This is a genomic window from Spirosoma migulaei, from assembly GCF_054776855.1.
This window is the reverse complement of the sequence record NZ_BAAHBG010000011.1, coordinates 38,666-60,067: the sequence shown is the minus strand read 5'-3', so window position 1 is coordinate 60,067 and position 21,402 is coordinate 38,666. Positions and strand designations below refer to the sequence as shown.

Here is a 21,402-nt window from a genome sequence, read left to right as displayed (position 1 = left end):
GTCATGCGCTACGCATGTTGCCGGTCGTGTTTCCCTTCCCGGATTTCTTCAATCATCTTCCGATTGAAAGCGGGAATATCGTCGGGTTTACGGCTGGTTACCAGGCCCTGATCGGTTACGACTTCTTCATCGACCCAGTTTGCTCCGGCATTTTTAAGATCGGTCTGGATAGATGGATATGATGTTAGTTTACGTCCCTTAACCACACCGGCTTCGATCAACATAATTGGGGCATGGCAAATGGCCGCTACTGGCTTTTTAGACTCGAAGAAGTGTCGAACAAATTGTACCGCTTTAGGATCAGTACGCAGTTTATCCGGGTTCATAACCCCACCCGGCAATAACAGTGCATCGTACTGATTTGGATCGGCTCCGGCAATAGGTAAGTCAACCGGAAAGGTATCGCCCCATTCGGTTTCATCCCATCCTTTCACGTCGCCCCCTTTTGGTGCAATCAGGTGCGTGGTAGCCCCGGCATCCTGTAACGCTTTACGAGGTTCAGTCATTTCGACCTGTTCAAATCCATCGGTTAGCAGAATCGCCACCTTCTTTCCTGTCAATTGTTGCTGCGTTTCCATAGTACGTTGAGAAATTGATTACCCTAGTATAACTATGGAAAAAGAAGAAGGTTGGCATAAATTTAAAACACAGAGTTCATGGAGTAAAAACGAAGATTCACCAAGAGATGTTAATTTTCTCTGTGTATCTCCGTTTTCACTCCGTCAACTCTGTGTTTCAGTCGTTAACCTTACTTTATTTTTCTAATCACTATAGGTATACAAACGCTGGGGGGACAAGCACAGGTGGTTGCTGTTAATTGTACCGTCACATCAGTATAACAACCCGAACTGCTAAACACCCGAACCGTATAGTCTTGAGTCGTTACCGGGTTTGTGAGGTTACTCACGATTACTCCATTGGCTGGAATAGCCTGCGCTGGTCCTGACAAAGAAGCGGCTTCAGTAAACGTATTACCCGCCGAGAACTGATAGGTGTTACCAGACGCAAATCCACTTAGTACGAGTTGGCCATTAGCTTGTGGGACATTACCTAGACAGCTAACTGGCACGGCATTGGCCTGAAAGCTGGGTTTAATACAGCAATTGGAAGGCTGAACCGTCACTTGCTGCTCCGCATAACAATCCGGCGCTGCGGGGTTGAATACCCGAACCGTAAAGGTTTTAGGCAGTACAGCATCATCCAGACCGCTAATAATTACCTGCGACGAGGTCCCTAACAGAGTAGGTGTAGCAGGCATTTTGGTACCGGCCGAGAAATCCGTTCCTTCTACATACTGATAGAAACTACCAGCCGTATAATTCGATAAGGTGACACTCCCCTTCACCAACACGCCGGTTCCGTTGGTACTACAAACGGGCGACGTTGCGACTGAAACAAAATTAGCATAGGCCGTGAATGAAACGCTAACGGGCTTAATGGTAGAGCAGAAACCATCCGCTGAAATCGACTTAATGTAATAGGTAGTTGGAAGAGAAACCGGGTTGGCAACTGGAATGGTAGCGGCAGCATCTGCATAATAACCAACACTAGCTCCTGTAGTCCCAACAATCGCATTGGCCAGATCAAACGTAGCCGTTCCATCAAACGTCTGGCAGGTCGTATTCAGGTCATTAACGGTCAGTACCGGACTTTGTGGGGTTACCTGAACGGTCATCTCATTGCCAAAACTACAGCCTGCATTCGCGTCGAAATAGGTCAGCTTATACACGGTTGACGAAGTAGGGCAAACGCTGGGCTGCGACGAAGACAGGTTTGAAATCTGGGCTACTTTAGTAGCGTCGTAGGGTATAGTGCTCCAGCTATAACTAATTCCTGCCTGTACAGGCTTGCCAATCTGGACACAACTACCCAGGCAAATGGCTTTGTCATCGCCCGCCAGGTTTGTGTGTTGTTTACCAATCTTCACATTTACCGAAGCTACGGATACGCAGCCGCTACCATACGTTACGGTTGCAATGTACGTATACGTTCCGGCAACAGCCGCCGTAATATCCAGTATAGGCTGGCTAACCGATGTTGAACTTAAATAGGCCGTCGCACTGCTTGGGCTGGCTGTCCAGACAACCGTACTTCCCGCAGGTGGGTTGTTGAGTGGCAGGGCCGTTGAAGCGCCATCCCCTTCGCAGAAATTAAGTGATGCAGGCAGGCTGGCAACATAAGCCGCTGGAGGAACTGGAAAAACAAACTGTTTTACACAACCCGTTGCATGAGTGGCCGTTAGCGTATATGAAGTTGGAACATCGGGGTAAACCTGTAAAGTCGAGAGGTTATCCGACGACGAAACAACGCCCGTAAACGGACTCCATGAATAGCTCCAGCCACCATCGGGCGAGTTATTGACGCCAATCGTAACCGGGCCATTACAGGGAGGATCAATCGGATTATTACCCAAGTTGACCGTGGGATCAGTTGCCGTATTAACATTAATTGTAGCCGTAGCCGAACAGGAACCCTGCCCAACGGTCAGGTTGTAAGGGCCGGTTGACGACACGCTGATCTGGGCCGTTGTTTCTCCAGTCGACCATAGATAGGTTAAGTTTGGATCGGGTACTGGCCCGATGGTTACGGAACCACCTCCCCCAGCGCACAAGCTTCCCGGCGCGTGAATGTTCAGGGCTGGAGACGTAAAGGACGTGTATTGAACCGTATCGGCATATGAACAGTTTGCCGCCGTATTTCCATTCGTGGCATTCCGAATGAAAAGTACCGGACTATCCGTATTGGGCGGAATCGAAACCGTTGATGTGGCGCTGGCTGGAGAACCAAAAACAACCCCAGGAGTTGGCGAAGACCAGGCATAGGTATAACCTGCTTTAGCAGCTGAGCCCACCGTAAAGCTCCCCCCCGATGTTAAGCAATAGGTACCATCAAGTCCCGCATTATTATCTACCGGTGTCACCTGTATTTTCACGGTGTCCTGAACAGAGCAGCCTGTTGCCTCATCCGTCACCTTGACATAGAGTGTTTTATCGGTGAGTAAGGCCACCGTGGTTGGATTAGCAATTGTTGAATCCGAAACCAGCGTTCCTGCTGTCCAGTTATACCGATAGCCGGGAATTTCATTCTGCTGAATCTGTACGGTTCCTCCCTTACAGGCTGCCACCGGCGATGAATAATTGGCAACTGGCAATGACGATTGACCAGGAAATACTTTTACGAGAATCTGGCAGGTGTCTGGTATGCCTGGCAAGGTAAGCGACAGCGTATAGGTTACAGCCACCAGGCCAGATGGATTTGCAATCACCCTGGCCGGATGAGGAACACCCGCAACTAAAGGTAGTCCAGTAGCAGGGTCTGATAGCCCGGTAACCGGCGACCAGGTATAGGTACCATTACTGGCCGCGCTGATTGGCCCAATCGTATTGGTCGAGCCACCACATTGCCCCTGGGATCCTCCCTGTTGATCTAGTCTACAGAAATCAGTACCGCCAACTCCGCAACCTACGATATACCTGATTTCGGCGGTATCAACCCGTGCACAAGCCGGATTTGTAGCATTCTGGCTGGTTCGAATGTATAAGATCGTGTAGGGACCATCGGCCAATCCACCATTTGGAATGGTTGTACCAGGCATGTGCATAGATACCTGTGCAGCAGTTGTACTACTCAGGAACGTAATAGCCTGAGCGGGTGAGGGAACACCCTGCGTAGCTGACACACTTGTAATAACCGCCTGCCAACTGTAACTGATACCGGTTTCCGACGGGGTACCGAAACTAGCCGTTGCCAAAAATCCGGATGTAGGACAAAAGACGTAGGGTTGCTTTTGGTTAAAAGCATTGTTGGGGGTTTTGTAAACCGTAACCTGTTGGGTGGCCGTTTGTACACAGCCCGATGTACCGTTTGACGCGATTACGGTAAACGCAATTGTATTTATGCCCTGAGGTGCGTAGGTAGCCGTGAATACGGGACGTATCGCGGTAGGCTCACCAATGCCGAGACCCGGCACCCACCCATAACTAACGCCTGCCTGTTCTGTAAGCCCCTGCCCCAGCCGAACCGTGTCGCCCTGGCATAACGTTAAGCTAGGCAAAGCAGGCAAAGGCGTAATACTCTGATTCATAACCGTTACCGTATCAACCCGACACCCATTAAAATCCAGATAATAATCCTGTGATGCTCCCGCTGGCGGTAGAGTCGAAACGGTCGGATTTACACCGTTGGGGTTGTCTAAGCCTAGTGTTGGTGTCCAGCTGTATGTGTTCGTTGATACATTGGCGTAGGCCGGTGGTAAGGAAACAGGTCCAAGTTTCACCGTCGGATTACCGCACGTAAACACGGTTCGGGAAGGGAGTGATACATCGAAATAAACAGTTTTCAGGGTATCGTAACTGGTACATCCCCGGCTATCTGTCACACTCAGCAGAAAGTTACCCTGCTCCGTCGTCGTTAGCGAAATAGGCATTGCCGCCGTAGCGACCGTACCCGAAAGCACAGGAGCACCACCCGCCAGCAAACCAAGTGTATAGACATAGGCTCCCTGATCGCCATCAGCACCGGTTGTAATGGCAGCAGTTACGGTAAGCGTCGATTCGTTGCAAAAACCGTAGGGTTTACTTGCCAGATCTGTTGAATGAGCTTTATTAGCCGATACCGTGTATTCAATGCTATTACTGTAGTTCGTCACATCACAGCCCGCGACGGGCGAACAGCTTGCATCAAAAGGCGTCAACTGAACGGCCCTCCGGAAAAAAGTTGATCCCCCACCCGATAAGGAAGCCGGTGTATAGTCTTTCGAGTTTGCGCCGGGAATATTGGTCCATGGGCCAGCCGCAGAAGCACTGCTTTGCCATTGGTAATACAGAGAAACAGGGGCAGGATTCGCATCGAAGCCTCCTCTTACGAACGGAGTTGTATACGTTGGTTTAGACCCTGTTATGGGAAACAAGCCAGCTCCCTCACAGTACGAAGTAATCGTTGCGGCAATCGTATTCGTGTTGTCTACATACTTCGCATAGGTAAACGCGGTCAGATAAACGGTGGTGGCCTGCGGATTGGCAACCAGATTATAACCACTCAGGCTGGAGGTTCCATTGTCGGCCAGGCCAGTTGGTGTCACCGGATACAAGGTATGCGAACCAGCCGTAGCTAGGATCGTTGCCCGGCAGCCTTTTAGCTCAACATCGTAAGCACCAGTGGTACTCCCATTCTCCCCAGTATTTAAGTAGGTTGCATAAAGGACTTTATCAAAATCACAGTCAATAACCTGGTACATGGCATTGCCAGCACCAAAAATGGAGTATAATGCGCCCGGCGTTGGGCTGACACTGGAGGCCGCATTGGCTTTTCCACTGATATGCACCCGCCCCTGAGCATCAAGTTCCATATCCGACGCTTCCACACTTCCGTTACCAACCACTACGCTCCGAATAACCGAGGTTAGGGTCGGGTTAAATTCCGTCAGGGTAAGCTGGCCCGGCGTCCATGCCCTATTGGGAGATGAACCGACCGTTACGAATTCTGAGGGAGTCGTAATAACTCCCATTACCACCAGATTCCCGTTAGGCCGTTTGCGAATGCCCTGAATCTGGGTACCGGGTAAGGCCGTTGATTGCAATAGTTGTCCCGAAGCCCCATAATGCGCGATATATCCCACCTGATTGGTAAGTGAAACGTTCGAATAAGCAGCTCCCGGCGTTATGGGCAATATTGCCCCGTTGCCATTGCGGTAGGTGGCGTAAAAACTACCGTCACTATCAGGTGTAATATCAGTAGCGTATTGAACAGGTACAGAAGCGCTTGTCGAATAATAAGACGCGTAACGGAGTGTGCCATCAGCGTTAAAAATGGCCATATATGGATCATCATCGCCACCTTTCGGAACCGACTGATAAGCACCAGGGGTAGTCGGTAAAACGCCGGATCCGCTGTTTTGCAACATTAGAATCATGGAGCCATCAGCCGTGACAATCAGATTCTGAAAATAGGGCGCTTCGTTCCAAAGGCGCACACGTACATTGGAAGAGCCGCCAACCGCACCCAGATATGTACCATAAGTAATGGTCTTTCCGTCGGGCGATAGCTTCATTAACACGGCCAAATTTCCACCCGCCGTATTAGGCCGACTCGTTTGAAAACCGTTTGGTGTAATAAGGGCAGAAGCAGGTGCCCCTCCATTTGTTACGCACAGGAGGACTAGTTCACCTGATGGAGAAAACTCAAAGGCCAGGGGGGTGAAACTACTATTCTCTCCATTAAAAATCCGTACCCATTCGAGGGTATTTCCATCGGGCGAATACTTTGACAAAACGGCGTTATAGCCATCACCCGGCCCAGATAAAGGAGGACCAAACTCTTTGATATCGGCTACAGAATAGCCCGAAGCGTTGTTCCGTCCCTCTGTTAATACATAAATAGACCCACCTGGCCCAATTTTTTGGATAGTTCCCTGATTGGAAGATTTATTAGAAATAGCCGTACTCCATTGAAGTGATTGAGCTTGTGTTACGCTACAAAAAAGGCAGAGCAGGCCAAAAATGCAGATTGATACAACTCGAATGCCCAACTGAACAAACTGGGTTGGCGCATGTTCCCAAAAAGCATCTTTGTTATTTTTCTTATTGTAATGAAGTTGGTGGAACCTAGAATCAGTAAAGTTGAACATAGAGAGGTGTAGTCAATATATAGATGTAAAATCACCAAATGGAGATAGCCTTTGTACTCCTCAAATGGATACAAAGGCTGTGCCAAATGGACAATTGACCATATGGGCGCATTATTAATCTATACCTCTATGCCTATTGGGTTATCCTGATTTCTAATCCGTATACTTAGTGTTTTAACTTTCCACTCCTATTCACTCCAATTGTAGAGTTACAAATAGCGTACCAATTATAAAACTACGTCACAGAAAACTGTAAAGGAAAGCCAGTAAAGCGGCTAAACACCGTTACTTGAGGTACTTTACGCTACTAATTTGTCACAAAATAGACATAGTGGACTACTTGTAGCAATGTAAAATTGGAAGTAGATTGAGTTTGTATTGCCCTGTCAGCAGAAAACTTGTCTTACAATGAGTTAGGGCAACATCAGGCTATTCGTTAACTTTGGATACTGTGGATCCGACACAGTAAACCAAACGACAATCTGACATGAAAAAGCGTTTCACATTACCCATCCTCTTGCTGGTTCTTCTGGCTAGTCTAAGTCGCGCTCAGACGGCGTCAACACCCAAATTAGTAGGGCCCGAGAAAGGCGCATTGATTATTGTTGGGGGTGGTAGCATGGGGCCAGACCTCTGGAACCGCTTCGTTGATCTGGCAGGCGGTCCCGCCGTAGCGGACATCGTCATTATTCCAACCGCAGGTGAAGATTCGTCGGCCAACACGGCCCCCCGCGAGAAAGAAAAGCTACTCAGTCTGGGCGTAAAAAACATCACCATAATGCACACCCGCGATCCGAAAGTAGCTAACCAGGAATCATTTGTTGCGCCCCTGAAGAAAGCTACCGGAATCTGGTTTGTGGGCGGACGGCACTGGCGGCTGGCCGATTCGTATCTGAATACACTGGCCCATAAAGAATTTAACGCCGTACTGAGCCGAGGTGGTGTCATTGGCGGTACATCGGCGGGCGCTACAATTCAGGGATCATTTATGGTGCGGGGGGATACCAAAGGCAATTCCATTATGGTGGGCGATCACACCCAGGGGCTAGACTTCTTTCACAACGTCGCCATCGACCAGCATTTTTTGCGCCGGAACCGTCAGTTCGATTTAATTGAGGTCATTAAAGCTCGCCCTGAACTACTTGGCATAGCTATTGATGAGGGCACGGCCATTGTGGTTCAGCAAAATACCTTCGAGGTAATTGGCAGCTCCTACATAGCCATCTATGAAGCCAATCAGATTGCCAATAGCACGAAATATCCATCCGGGCAAAACAGCACCGGCGGCCCCTTCTATTTCCTGAGCAAGGGCCAGAAGTTTGATTTACAGACCCGGAAAGTTATGGATACCCGCCCGCAACGGCCAAACGAGCCAGCGAAGTAAATAGAACGCAGATGACGCGGATTAAACTGATTTTCGCGGATATAAATCCATTTAAATCAGTTTAATCCGCGTCATCTGCGTTCTACAATTTATACCAACACCGCTTTGAGAATCTGGTCCATGATCAGCCGTCCATCCGTATTGCCCAGCGCTGGATCAGCGGCTCGTTCGGGGTGCGGCATCATACCAAACACGTTTTTGCCCAGGTTAGTCACCCCTGCAATATTTTCCAGGCTACCGTTTGGATTGGCGGCATCCGTGATGGCACCCGTTTCGTCGCAGTAACGGAACAGTACCTGACCGTTATCGTTAAGGGATTTCAGCGTATCGGCATCCGCAAAATAACGACCCTCTCCATGCGCCATCGGAATCTTGTAAGCCGGACGAGGGTTCGGCCCTCCGACAAGGCCCGCCGTTAACAAGGCATCGGACGATTGGGGAGTCAGATAAATATTTTTGCAGACGTATTGCTGGTTGGCATTGCGGAGTAATACACCCGGTACTAAGCGGGCTTCGGCCAGCACCTGAAAGCCGTTGCAGATACCCATCAGGTAACCACCTCGATTGGCGTGGGCAATGACCTCGTTCATAATCGGCGAAAACCGGGCTACAGCTCCCGTACGAAGATAGTCGCCATACGAAAATCCACCAGGTAGGATAATAAAATCACAACCTTGCAGATCATGGTCTTTGTGCCAGAGTTTAACAACTTCCTGGTCCATCAGTTCCAGCGTATCCACTGCATCCTGATCGCAGTTAGAACCGGGGAAAACAACAACACCAAATTTCATAAGATTAAAAGAGCGAAAGAGTGAAAGAGTGAATGAATGTTTAGCGCTCCAGCCTTTCGCTCTTTCGCTCATTCACCCTTTCACTCTTTAGATACACAAAGATACTGACTTTACTTTACTTCAACGGACTTTCCGGTGCTGGAAACGGCTTTACCTTTCTCAAATGCCAGATCAATTCGACCCAGATTAATACCCGCAAAACCGACCTGGTTGATCCATACAGGCTGGCCATCGAGGTTATTGACAGCTACCGGCGCATCAAGAAATGTATGTGTATGCCCACCGATAATGAGATCAATATTCCTGGTTTTTGCCGCCAGTACATTGTCGGATACTGTTGGCTCGTTGGTATACTTAAAGCCCAGGTGCGACAGGCAAATGACATAGTCACACTTTTTGTCTGTGCGCAACTGAGCGGCCACGTCAGTCCCAATTTCTACGGGATCAAGGTACTTCGTTTCCTTATAAGCCTCTTTCGGAATCAGCCCAGCCGGTTGAATACCCAACCCGAAAACCCCCACCCGAACACCATCTTTTTCAAAGAGTTTGTAGGGCATGGTTTTTCCGTCCATTACGGTGTTCTTAAAATCATAATTGGCGATCAGAACCGGAAAACTGGCCTTACCAAATTGGGTTACCATATTGTCGATGCCACCGTCGAAATCGTGGTTACCAATGGTTCCGGCATCGTAGCCCAGACGATTCATCGCCAGAATTTCAGGTTCGCCTTTGTATAAATTAAAGTAGGGTGTTCCCTGAAAAATATCGCCCGCATCGAACAGCAGTACATTGGCCTGCTCCTGCCGGATTTTTCGGATCAATGTGGCTCTACGGGCTACGCCACCTTTACCCGCATTACGACTACCATCCATTGGGAACGGGTCCAGTCGGCTGTGTACATCGTTGGTATGCAGAATAGTCAGCGATGTAGTTTTAGCGAGACCGATATGAGCCACCCCAAGTCCGGTCTGGACTGGCCGGGCAAATAGCTCTGGGGCAACCGAGCCAATCACGGCAGTTGTGCCGAGTAGCTTTAGAAACTGGCGTCTATTCGATGCTAACGCGTCCATCAGAAACAGGATTAATAGGTTGACCGGTTTTACCCTGCTGTCGGAAATAATCGATTAGGGCATCCCGCATGAGATAGTTGATATTTTCGCTCTTAATGGGATTTTTCAGGAATCCGGCATCATCGCCCCCATTTGCTACGTAATCGCTCAGGACAACGGTATAGGTTTCGTTCGGCTGGAGAGTCCGTCCATTTGTGAACGTAACGGACTGCACTTGTTTATCGTGAATTTTAGCCCGAATTCCGCCCACTACCAGCCCACTACCCCGTACAAAATGATTGAGCAGTTGCTGGAGCATATCCCCTTTAACGGTTAGCACAATCAGTTGGTTATCGAAAGGCATCACCTCAAAAACAGATCCGATCGTGATGTTGCCTTCGGGCAAATTACTCCGGATACCACCATAATTCAGGTGTGAGCAGTCGATGGGTTTGCCATATTTCTGGATAGCCTGCTTCAGCAAGGCGTCGGTGAGCAGGTCGTTAAGTGGCGCATCAGGAAGGCCTTTCTCGATACGTCCGGTTGAGCGAGCCAGCACCTCATTCATCGTCTGGTCCATCTTCTGCCGATAGGGTTGCAGAAAGTTGGCAAGGCTGGTATCGGAGGAAGCAGCCAGCGAATCGACCCCAATCCGATTGGCGGTTCGCTGGGTAAGGTGGTAGCCGGAGTTACAGGCCGGCAAACCAGCCAACGCCAACAGCAGGAGGTATTTTTTCATACGTATCCGCAAGTTCGGAAACTCTTTGCAATCCTGCGTTAACAAATCGTTAGAAAGCACCATACAAGATTCTAATGAACTGATAATTTGGCAGTTAATCCACGTATCCAAACCGCTAAAAATAAAAGCACCTACCGTTTAATAAAAGATTCCTCTATCTCTGTTTCCAAATCGCATACCTTTTGCGACTAATAAACCGTACCTCTTCCGGGGTTTATTAATCGGAATTCTGCACACCACTTAACGATAGCTTGTCATGGTATTTGAAGCCCTGGAACTTATCCGTTCTGAGTTAGAGGCCTATCTTAAGCCGCTCGTAGACCCAATAACTGTTAAGTTGGGAAACATAGCTACCGTAGCAGGTACACAGGCTAACTCCATCCTGATTACGCTGGTCAATATAGAAGAAGAGGCTACGCTTAAAAATTCCAGCTCTTACCAACGAAATGCCGCCGGTGGATTCGACATCCAGAACCCGCCTGTTTTTTTGAATCTATACGTACTGATCAGCGCGAATCATATCAATATTGACGATTACGAAAGCGCACTGAAAATGCTCTCCTGGATAATCCAGTGTTTCCAGAAGAAAAATCAGTATACCCTTGCCAATACACCTGCCGCTACGGCACTGAACGATGCAGGGCCGGGGGCCTCGCCAATTGATCCAAGAGTGATGCTGCTGTGTATCGTTGCTGATTTTTACAGCCTGTCGTTCGAGAGACTCAATCAACTCTGGGGAACGCTGGGAGGCAAACAAGTACCAGCCGTCATGTATAAAATACGGGTTGTTGAGGAGCAGGCTGGTGGGCAGCTTGGCGCAGGGCCAGCTATTCAGGGAATTGAAGGGCGTGTGAAACGGACGACTAGTACCCCTAATTAACGACACTAGCTATGGCACTAAGTCAACCTGAAGTCATTGGTATCAGCTACCAGATCCTTTTCAGGATACGGGTACTTCACCGCTATTTTCTGAATTATAGCACAACTGAGTTCGACGCAGCCGGATCAAACGGTTTAAAGAAAAAAATTGAGTTGGTTCGGAATACGTATACGGTTGATCAGTACTGGGATATTATACCCGATTCCGATACGAGTCAGACCTTGCGCGATTTGCAAATGCTGGTAAAAAAACAACCCGATGGATTTGTTATAATGGCTACCACCAAAGGTAACGGTAGCCTCACGCCTTTCTCGCCCCTGTCCGACAAACTGAAGCTGGTCTTTGCCGTTTATCCCACCGATCCATTTTTTATGCTCTACACCGACATAGCTATGAATGTGATGGATGAACTGAAGAAAACGAATCGTGTCTTTCGCCTAAAAAACCAGAATTCAACCAACGACCCGACAAAAAACCAACTCAACGCCAACGAAACCATTCGCTTGGAGGATATAGAAGATCGGCCGGAGCAACCACCATCGGTCACTCGATTGCAACCTCCGGTGGGATTCATCGAGATCGAACATGATCCACCCAACCGAACATTGCTCGATGGCGGCAACAATATTCAGCCAACACTTACCTACACAGTCACCTTACGCAACCGCACTACGCACTGGCGCTACAAAATCAACGATCTCGGCCAGTTTAAGCTTGTTCAGCATGGCCTGATCGATGTCATCTCTGATACCGTCAAGCTCCCAAACCCTACTCCGGCGACCACCGCCGTTGGCAATGATGGCCTGTTTTATTCTACGATCTACTAAACCGCATCCAAATCTCCATTGCTCATGGCAAGCACACTCAATTTAGCGACGCTCAAAACGCCGGGCGTGTACATCGACGAAGTGTCGTTGTTTCCGCCTTCGGTGGCCCAGGTCGAAACGGCCATCCCAGCCTTTATCGGCTATACACGAATAGCGCTTAAAGAGGGCAAAGATATTACTGGCCAACCCACTCGAATTAAATCGATGGTGGAGTACCGGAAATACTTTGGCACTGCCCCCGACCGTACCTTCGCTGTCCACCTCGATTCGCAGAACATGGTCGATCAGGTTACCATAGCGCCCGATCAGTTTCTATACGACAGTCTGACGATGTTTTTTGCCAATGGCGGAGAAAAATGCTATATCGTTTCGGTGGGTAACTATACGGTAGCGCCAACAGCAGCCCATTTTACGGATGCCCTGGATAGACTGAAAAAATACGACGAGCCAACCCTCATTGTCATGCCGGATGCCTTGCGAATTTCCAATGATGGCCAGCTTGCAGCCGTCCAGCAGGCAGCTCTAACTCATTGCGGAGACATGCAGGATCGATTTGCCATTCTGGATGTAAAAGTTAAGGACATCACCAATCCAGACGTAGATGACACCGACATTACCAGGTTCCGGGGGGCAGTCGGAACATTTCTCAAATACGGAGCGGCTTATTATCCGTACCTTAAAACAGCCCTGCCAGTCACAGTTAGTTTCTCTAGCCTGACCATCCGCAAAGGCGTTGCTGCAGCACCAATATCGTTCGACAGTCTGCTTGATCCTGGTACCGCTAAAACATTGGCCCAGGCCACAATTAGTCTGGTAACGGATGTGAAGAAAATAAAGGACAGCCTGCTACCCGATAGCACCGCCTATTACGCCATACTGACAAAAGGAGATAAAATAAAGGCCATTAAAGATGCCATTAAAGCCTTTGCTGAAGCCCCCGATGCAACATTCAAAAACGCAGATGCACTGGCAGCGTTCAAACTGTACATCGATGAAGCTACGCCTACGGCCAATGGACAAAAATTAATAGACTTAAAAGGTACGGCAAATGCACTGGTGGCAACGGGGGCAGGCCAATCAGCCATGATCGATATCGACAAAACGTTTGAGCAGGTAGTCACGTATGTCTCCGGCTTTTTAACGGATATTGATGCTCGGCTAACGGCTAAAGAAGCGGATATGAAATCCCAGATTCCGCTATACTCCGCCATTGTGTCGGCCGCCGAAGCCCAGAATATCATTTTGCCACCCAGTGGTGCCGTGGCTGGCGTTTACGCTAGCGTCGACGAAACCCGGGGTGTCTGGAAAGCGCCCGCGAATGTCAGCATAACGAATGTAGTTGGTCCAACAGTGCTGATTACCGATGATGATCAGGAAGGTCTGAACGTAGACTCCGATGCAGGCAAGTCGATCAATGCCATCCGGTTTTTCACCAACAAGGGCACACTCATCTGGGGAGCACGTACCCTGGCGGGTAACGACAATGAGTGGCGATACGTATCGGTTCGCCGTTTTTTCATCATGGTCGAAGAATCGGTCAAGAAAGCCTCCATCCCCTTTGTATTCGAACCGAATGATGCCAATACCTGGATAAAGGTACGAGCCATGATCGAAAATTTCCTGACGTTGCAATGGCGGGCAGGCGCCCTGGCTGGTATTAAGGCAGAACATGCGTTTTATGTTCGGGTTGGGTTGGGGCAGACCATGACTGCTCAGGATATATTAAATGGATTTTTGATCGTCGAAACTGGGCTGGCCGCCGTTCGTCCGGCCGAATTTATTGTGCATCGCTTTGCTCACAAAATGCAGGAATCTTAACTCATAACCGATCATGGCAGCAGTTTATGCATTACCCAAATTTCATTTTCAGGTTGAGTGGGGCGGAGCCCGCATTGGCTTTTCTGAAGTAACCGGCCTGAACCTAGAGACCGATGTGATTGAATATCGCGACGGTGCTTCGCCCGAGTTTCATAAAATCAAAATGCCCGGTCTACAGAAATTCTCCAACATCACTCTAAAACGGGGGACGTTCAAAGCCGACAACGATTTCTTCAATTGGTGGAACACTGTAGCCCTGAATACCATCCAGCGTCGCGATCTGACCATCAGTTTGCTCAATGAAGCACACCAGCCGGTGGTGGTCTGGAAAATCAAACAAGCCTGGCCATCGAAAGTAATGTCGGGCGATTTAAAAGCCGATGCCAGCGAAGTGCTGATCGAGAGCATCGAACTGGTACATGAGGGGCTAACTATTCAAAATGAATAAGCTATGGCGGGGTTGTTGTATCCACCGGTCGGATTTCATTTCCTGGTAGCCTTTGAATTGTTCCCGCAAACAATTCAGGATGGCCGGTTCCAGGAAATTTCGGGGCTAAACGTGGAGATGCAGATGGAAAGCATCCGAGAAGGAGGAGAAAATCGATTCGAGCATCAGTTGCCAGTTCGTACCAAATACAGCGATCTCGTGCTGAAGCGAGGATTGTTTGTTGGATCGGGCGTATACCAGTGGGCCAAAAACGCGTTCGAAGATTTTCAGTTTCAACCCGTTAACCTGCTGATCTCGCTGCTCAACGAACAACATGCTCCACTGATGTCGTGGCATGTGGTGCATGCGTTACCAAAGAAGTGGGACATTTCTGCTTTCAACGCCGAACAGAACACCATTGCTATCGAGACCCTGACGCTGACGTACCGGTATTACACCACGATCCGAATCTGAGCCATGCCCATTGTTATTCGAGAACTAGTTATTACGGCTACAGTCGACACGAATACTACTCCGTCGGCTACCTCAACGGCCCCACCGGCCGCCGATGCGCAAAAGCAATTGATTCAGGCGTGTGTTGAGCAGGTACTGGCCGTATTGCGCGAGAAAAACGAACGATAAAATGGTATTTTACCGCCTGGACTATGCTGGGAGAATTAGCCAAAATGAAACTAACCGGCTACCAAGATGTCGGTTTCACCAAACGAACCGGCGATGAATACACGGCTCTGGTCAACCCGGAAACCTATACCCTGAACTACGAAATTCAGAGCAATCAGGAGCAGGCCAGTGGGACCAGCGCAAACCAGCCGACGTTCAATCGAATAAGCCCTCGTAAGCTGGATTTCGAGTTCCTGTTCGATTCGACCGGTGCATTGACTCAGGACGTTATTGTCAACCCATTCGCAGCGGCAGCCAATCAAGGGGTTTGGGAGCAGGTAGAGCAGTTAAAAAAAACGGTCTTCAACTTCATTGGTCAAACGCACCAGCCGCCTTACGTAGAGCTGGCCTGGGGGAAACTGATTTTTAAGTGTAAGGCCGAAAAAATTAGTATTACCTACAAACTCTTCAAACCCGACGGCACGCCCATCCGGGCCGTCGCTAAAGTTAGCTTTACAGAAGTCATACCCGATGATACCAGGGTTCGCAAAGAAAAGACAGAATCACCGGATTTAACGCACGTACGCACAGTGCAGGAGGGCGACACGCTCCCGATGATGTGCTACCGGATCTACGGCGATTCTGCACTTTACTGGGAAGTCGCCCATGCAAATAAACTCCTGAATTTCAGAAAATTAACTACTGGACAACGCTTGTTTTTTCCACCGATTGACAAAGAAAGTAAACTGTAGTACCCATGCCTGATAATCCCCGCACCCTCGAAACACCCGCACCCCGCGATCTGCCCACCTACACTATTTTTGTAGAGGGTACAGCGCTGGAAAAATCGTATCAGGTGCTCATTGTACGGGTGCAGAAAGAGGTTAATCGGGTACCAACAGCCTACATTACGCTGAAAGACGGCGAACCCGCTCCGGGCGGCAGCAGCTCCGGGCGTGGAGCTGCTGCCGCTAAGCCCCAGAACTTTGCCATCAGTAACGGGGCTCAGTTCATCCCTGGCAACAAGCTGGAGATCAAAGCAGGCTATCATGGCAAGGAGAAGACCATCTTCAACGGTATTGTTGTCCGGCACGGTATTGAAGCCCGGACTTCGGGAGGAAGCCGACTGAACTTACTCTGTAAAGATGCCTATGTAAAAACGACTATTGTTCCTCGACGCCGGTATTTCACCGACAAAAAGGATTCTGATATTGCGGAGGAAATTGTGCAGACCTACCCCGGTTTGCAAATTGATGCCGACACCACTACCGCAACCCATAAAGAGCTGATTCAATACGATGCAACGGACTGGGATTACCTGGTCATGCGGGCCGAAACAAACGGTATGCTTTGCCTGGCAGATGATGGCACCTTAAAAATTACCAAACCCGATTTCACGCAGAAACCAATTGTGGCCCTGCAATACGGGGCAACTATGCTGGATTTTGAAGCCGAAATGGATGCCCGTAATCAGTTTAGCGCCGTAAAGACAACCACCTGGAATTATACGGACCAGGAACTTACCGAAGCCGAAGCCAATGAACCCACCGTTGGCGCTCAGGGAAATTTATCGGGACCGGACATTGCTAAAGCGCTGGACGCGGAACTAACCCTTCAGCACGGAGGGAAACTAAAAACGGAGGAGTTGCAGACTTGGGCTGATGCGGCTTTGCTGAAGCGCCGAATGGCGAAAATTCAGGGTCGGGTTCGTCTATTTGGAACTGCTGACATCAAGCCAGGGACAGTCATTAATTTAGGTGGACTGGGGGAGCGTTTTAATGGCGATGCCTTCGTAACGGGCGTTAGTCATCGGCTCGAAGACGGTGGCTGGCAAAGCGATATTCAGTTTGGCCTGAATCCACGCTGGTTTGTAACCGAAGTGGATGTTCGGCAACCGCCCGCCAGCGGGGTAGTTCCGGCCATCAGCGGCTTACAAATCGGGGTCGTTACCGGGTTGGAAGGTGACGAAACGAGTGAAGAACGGATTCTGGTTCGGCTACCAGTCATCGATCCGGCAGCCGAAGGCACTCGCGCCCGTATCGTGAGTCTGGACGCAGGTGATGAACGGGGCTTCTTTTTCCGCCCTCAAATTGGTGATGAAGTGGTCGTTGGTTTTCTGAACAATGACCCGCGCGATGCCATCGTCCTGGGCTCGTTGCATGGCAGCCAGAAAAAACTCCCCGACCCATTCGTCACGAAAGATGATAACCACCTAAAGGGGTATGTTTCGCGCAGTAAAATGAAACTGATTTTCGATGATGAGAAGACCATTCTGACCATTAAAACACCCGCTGGTAATCAGTTGCTCCTGGATGAGGATGCGAAAAACATAACCCTAAAGGATCAGCACGGCAACAAGCTGGTTATGAATGATCAGGGTATTCAGATCGAAAGCAGTAAAGATATTACTCTGAAAGCAGCCAGCGGCAATGTAAATGTGGAAGGCCTTGGGGTAGAACTGAAAGCAAATGCTCAGTTCAAAGCCAGTGGATCGGCCGGGGTCGATATAAGCAGTGCCGCACGGACAGTCGTGAAGGGGTCAATAGTTCAGATCAATTAAGGAACGGGTCAACGTCTAGGTAATGATAGCTGAAAACAATTTTTTAGGGCGCGGCTGGAGCTTTCCACCAACATTCAACCAGGTGGCTGCTCCGGCAGGCATAGAGATGACGGCTGGACTGGCTGATATTGAGCGTAGTCTGCATATTCTGCTGACTACGCAACCTGGTGAACGGCTCATGATACCTGATTTTGGCTGCGACATGCAGGACAGTATGTTCGAGCCGATTAGCACGGCTTTACAAACACGGGTAAAAGATCGGGTTGAAACAGCCATCCTGCTGTACGAACCTCGCATCGATCCGATAGATGTAACGGTTGAGGAATCGCCAGAGCAGCAGGGGCTCTTGCTGATCACGGTAAACTACGTGGTCCGTAGTACTAATACCCGATACAATTTCGTGTACCCATTTTATACAAATGAAGGAACTGAGATTCGAAATCCCACTGATGCCTTAAGCCAGTAGTTGTTTATCTAATCTTCTCAAATCCATGCCGCAACCCTGCCCCGATAAAAATCCTCTCCAACGCGATGGACTCAGCCAGCCGCAACGCAGGCTATTAGCCCTGCAACCAGAGAGTATCCTTCTGGATGAGCGCAGGCCGGAAGATCTGCTGCAATTCTTGGCTCTATATGCAAAAAAGGCCAGGATTCGCTTTTTCGACCAGTTGAACACGCCCGATAAGGGTGAAGCCTGGAGCTCGCTAATGGACTACGCGCGCTACTTTAAACTGGAAGACCTTGGCGACTGGAACGATCCCCAATCTTCTTCCCGAAGTGATATTGAACCACATTTCGCGCTAGTACTCAGCTTTCTGCATCTATTTCAGCAGCTACAGAATCAACAGAATACCCTAACAAAAAAACACCTCGATTTTTATTACCACAACGTCCTGCAACTGACTAATCGGGCACCCGCTCCCGACCATGTTCATGTGCTGTTCGAATTAGCGAAAAATGCAGCCGACCAGATAGTTGCCAAAGAAACCGAACTCGACGCCGGAAAAGACCCGCAGAAAAGACCATTGACCTACAAGACAGCCAACAATCTGACGGTCAATCGGGCAAAAATCAACTACCTGCGAACAGTTTATAGACTAACTGACCCAGTAACAAACAAGTCAGCCGTATATTATGCACCGGTGGCTAACACTTGGGATGGTGTAGCGGAACCGCTCCCTCCCGATAACCCAACCTGGAGTGCATTCGGTCGAAGCGTTCGTTCAGAGATCAACTGTGGGGAGAGTATCACCTCGGGCGTTAGTCTCCCCACAGCGCAGCTGGGTTTTGGGCTAGCCTCTCCCGTGCTATTATTAGCCGAAGGCGAACGAACCATTACCGTCACGATCAACACCAACGTATCGCCGGTGGGGGTACATGGGCTTATGCTACGCGTGCAACTCAGTGGAGCCAAAACATGGCTTGACGCTAAGACAACAACGGCAGTTGTCAGTGGTAATACAGTTACCCTAGCCATTACTCTACATAAGGATAGTAAAGAAGCCGTAGTGGCTTACGATGCGACAAAACTCGATGGCGGCTATGCAACCAACGCCCCTATGCTGCGCTGTTGGCTAACCAAAACAGAGGATTATGCCGCCTGGAAAGCCCTGGATGTAAGATCAATTCGAATCGATGTTACGGTTACGGGCTTAAAAAAGACGCTGATTCTGGAAAACGACCTCGGCCAGGTTAGTCCGGAAAAACCATTCATGCCGTTTGGATCATCGCCTGTGACTGGGTCAACACTGTATGTAGGTAGTGAAGAAGCCGTTGCCAAAACACTTACGTCCGTAGCCGTACATTTCAACGAGTGGATTGGTTTACCTGAGAACTGGCAGACGCATTACGAGGCTTATGCATCATCCTATGCCGATCGGAATACGTTTAAGGCAAAGCAGGAAATTCTGAATGGAAATCTGAAAACATCGCCCGTTGCCACCCTCGACTTATTTCCACCTATTGCCGCACCGCCTTCTTCAACAAACTTTGTTTTTCTCTCGCTGGACTATTTGCCAATCAGAACCTTCGAGTCCGTCTATGCCGGCCCAACCCTGTACGTGCGGCAAGGTCTGGAAATGACGAAGGTATACGATAGCACCTACACGCCCCCCAAACCCGAGGCCAGTACGAAAAGTGTCAGCGACAGCCTGCTAAAAATTACACTCAACAAGGATTTTGGGGCCAGCAGTTATCCAAAGCTACTGACGCAGGGGGTAATCGATCAGTCGAAAGAGGATCCTGGCCCCCAGAAGATTCCGAACTCACCTTACCTACCCATTTTAAACGAGTTTACGCTGGATTATCAGGCAACAACAGACACTATTTCGTTGGCTCCCGCCGATATTAATTCGTTCGCCAATCGCTCATTGCAATTGTTTCATTTGGGCGCATTTGGGCAGGCTGAAGAAAATGGGTTTCTGAAACAGGCACAGTCTTTTCTAGGGAGCACGGATAAAAACGCCTGGCTGGTTCCTCAATACAACCCAAACGGGACTTTTTTCATGGGTCTGAAGGAGGTTGGTCCACTCGAAGCCGTGGCTATTTTGGTTCAGGTAGACGAAGGGAGCGCCAATCCCGACCGAATAGCTGCCAACGTAGCCTGGAGTGTGCTGGTTGAAAATCAATGGCGCCCGCTTTTGGCCGAAGACATTCTATCGGATACAACCAATAACCTACTGACCTCTGGCATCATCAAATTTTATCTGCCTAAAGAAACATCGATCAACAATACGATTCTGGAGGCAGGCTTCGTCTGGTTACGGGCTGAACTAAAACAGGCCGATGGCACCCCCGCTCCTATCGATAGCGTTTGCAACTTTGTGGCGCTTCACCCTCAGGCTGTACTGGCTGATTTCATTGATCAACGCAATGATCCCGTTCATTACAACCTTCCCTTGCCTGCCGAAACCATTCAGAAATCGCGGCAGAGTCTGGCTTCGGTGAAAAGCATTAAACAGCCCTACGCATCGTTTGGGGGCAAGCCGAAAGAGTCCGACGAGGCTTTCTATAGTCGGGTAAGTGAGCGGTTACGGCACAAACAACGTGCCGTCAGCATCTGGGATTATGAACACCTGGTTTTGCAAACCTTTCCAACCATTTACAAAGCTAAATGCCTGAATCATACAAAGTTAATCCTAGCCAACCAAACTCTAAAAGAACTATCGCCGGGCTATGTAACGGTCGTGGTCGTGCCCGATCTACGTAATTTAAAAGACGTGAATCGTTTTGCGCCCAAGGTCGACCTGAATACCCTCGATCAGGTTACCCGTTTTCTGCAACGCCGGGCGGGCAGGCAGGTTGTTATTCAGGCTGTAAATCCGAATTACGAACGAATCAAGCTCGATTTTAACGTTTCGTTTCAGAAGGGTTACGAAGCTGCAGTCTATAAAAAAGTGCTTCAGCAGGATTTATTTGCCTACCTAACCCCCTGGGCATTCGATGTAAAATCGGATATACCCTTTGGCGGAACCTTATCCAAAAGCACCCTGATCAACTTCATGGAGCGACTGAGCTATGTCAATTTTGTGACCGAAGTAAAGATGATGCAATACGTTGGTGGGATCACAACGGGCGAAGACAAAGAGGTTGTAACGGCCTCCGACGCCCGCGCCGTGCTAACCTCCTGCACAAAACACGAAATACGGGATTTTGATGGGTGTTAACGCGACGGGAACCACA

General features: G+C 49.3%; 16 protein-coding genes. 11 read left to right on the top strand and 5 right to left on the bottom strand.

The window, feature by feature from the left end:
* Positions 1-8 precede the first annotated feature (8 nt).
* Both ACYVGO_RS14110 and ACYVGO_RS14105 read right to left on the bottom strand, forming a co-directional pair.
* Positions 9-578 (bottom strand): type 1 glutamine amidotransferase domain-containing protein, encoded by a 570-nt coding sequence (locus tag ACYVGO_RS14110; RefSeq protein WP_142775113.1) that lies wholly within the window; start codon positions 576-578, stop codon positions 9-11.
* A gap of 170 nt (positions 579-748) precedes the next feature.
* On the bottom strand, positions 749-6,625 hold the full coding sequence (locus ACYVGO_RS14105; protein WP_460969818.1) for a hypothetical protein: 5,877 nt from the start codon (positions 6,623-6,625) through the stop codon (positions 749-751).
* A 487-nt stretch (positions 6,626-7,112) separates the two neighbouring features.
* On the opposite strand from ACYVGO_RS14105, the gene ACYVGO_RS14100 reads away from it, so the two are divergent.
* Positions 7,113-8,009, top strand: a complete 897-nt coding sequence (locus ACYVGO_RS14100; protein ID WP_460969817.1) for a cyanophycinase — start codon at positions 7,113-7,115, stop codon at positions 8,007-8,009.
* 89 nt (positions 8,010-8,098) lie between these two features.
* Here ACYVGO_RS14100 and purQ read toward each other — a convergent pair whose 3' ends face one another.
* The 3 genes from purQ to ACYVGO_RS14085 all read right to left on the bottom strand — a co-directional run bounded on the left by purQ (position 8,099) and on the right by ACYVGO_RS14085 (position 10,588).
* Entirely contained in the window at positions 8,099-8,800 is a 702-nt protein-coding gene (gene purQ / locus ACYVGO_RS14095) for a phosphoribosylformylglycinamidine synthase subunit PurQ (protein WP_142775116.1), read from the bottom strand.
* A 110-nt stretch (positions 8,801-8,910) separates the two neighbouring features.
* Complete coding sequence (locus ACYVGO_RS14090) at positions 8,911-9,870, bottom strand: bifunctional metallophosphatase/5'-nucleotidase (protein WP_460969816.1); 960 nt, start codon at positions 9,868-9,870, stop codon at positions 8,911-8,913.
* Complete coding sequence (locus ACYVGO_RS14085; RefSeq protein WP_460969815.1) at positions 9,848-10,588, bottom strand: 5'-nucleotidase C-terminal domain-containing protein; 741 nt, start codon at positions 10,586-10,588, stop codon at positions 9,848-9,850. Before ACYVGO_RS14085 ends, ACYVGO_RS14090 begins: the two co-directional genes overlap by 23 nt.
* Before the next feature lie 256 nt (positions 10,589-10,844).
* On the opposite strand from ACYVGO_RS14085, the gene ACYVGO_RS14080 reads away from it, so the two are divergent.
* The 10 genes from ACYVGO_RS14080 to ACYVGO_RS14035 are packed head-to-tail and all read left to right on the top strand — an operon-like array spanning position 10,845 to position 21,386.
* Positions 10,845-11,468: a Pvc16 family protein gene (locus ACYVGO_RS14080; protein ID WP_460969814.1), complete on the top strand. Its 624-nt coding sequence runs from the start codon at positions 10,845-10,847 to the stop codon at positions 11,466-11,468.
* 11 nt (positions 11,469-11,479) lie between these two features.
* Complete coding sequence (locus ACYVGO_RS14075; RefSeq protein ID WP_460969813.1) at positions 11,480-12,295, top strand: hypothetical protein; 816 nt, start codon at positions 11,480-11,482, stop codon at positions 12,293-12,295.
* A gap of 24 nt (positions 12,296-12,319) precedes the next feature.
* Positions 12,320-14,113 carry a phage tail sheath family protein gene (locus ACYVGO_RS14070; RefSeq protein WP_460969811.1) on the top strand — a complete coding sequence of 598 codons (1,794 nt, stop codon included), beginning with the start codon at positions 12,320-12,322 and terminating at the stop codon, positions 14,111-14,113.
* Positions 14,114-14,126: 13 nt separating this feature from the next.
* On the top strand, positions 14,127-14,561 hold the full coding sequence (locus ACYVGO_RS14065; protein WP_142775122.1) for a phage tail protein: 435 nt from the start codon (positions 14,127-14,129) through the stop codon (positions 14,559-14,561).
* Between the two features lie 3 nt (positions 14,562-14,564).
* The gene (locus tag ACYVGO_RS14060; protein ID WP_142775123.1) at positions 14,565-15,014 is read left to right on the top strand and encodes a phage tail protein; all 450 of its coding nucleotides are present in this window, start codon (positions 14,565-14,567) and stop codon (positions 15,012-15,014) included.
* Between the two features lie 3 nt (positions 15,015-15,017).
* Complete coding sequence (locus ACYVGO_RS14055) at positions 15,018-15,182, top strand: DUF5908 family protein (RefSeq protein WP_168207874.1); 165 nt, start codon at positions 15,018-15,020, stop codon at positions 15,180-15,182.
* A gap of 23 nt (positions 15,183-15,205) precedes the next feature.
* Positions 15,206-15,913 carry a CIS tube protein gene (locus ACYVGO_RS14050; protein WP_460969810.1) on the top strand — a complete coding sequence of 236 codons (708 nt, stop codon included), beginning with the start codon at positions 15,206-15,208 and terminating at the stop codon, positions 15,911-15,913.
* Positions 15,914-15,918: 5 nt separating this feature from the next.
* Entirely contained in the window at positions 15,919-17,721 is a 1,803-nt protein-coding gene (gene vgrG / locus ACYVGO_RS14045; RefSeq protein ID WP_460969809.1) for a type VI secretion system tip protein VgrG, read from the top strand.
* Between the two features lie 22 nt (positions 17,722-17,743).
* A complete protein-coding gene (locus tag ACYVGO_RS14040; protein ID WP_142775126.1) occupies positions 17,744-18,187 on the top strand; it encodes a GPW/gp25 family protein in 444 nt (147 codons plus the stop codon).
* 25 nt (positions 18,188-18,212) lie between these two features.
* Entirely contained in the window at positions 18,213-21,386 is a 3,174-nt protein-coding gene (locus ACYVGO_RS14035) for a baseplate J/gp47 family protein (RefSeq protein ID WP_460969808.1), read from the top strand.
* Positions 21,387-21,402: the final 16 nt, after the last annotated feature.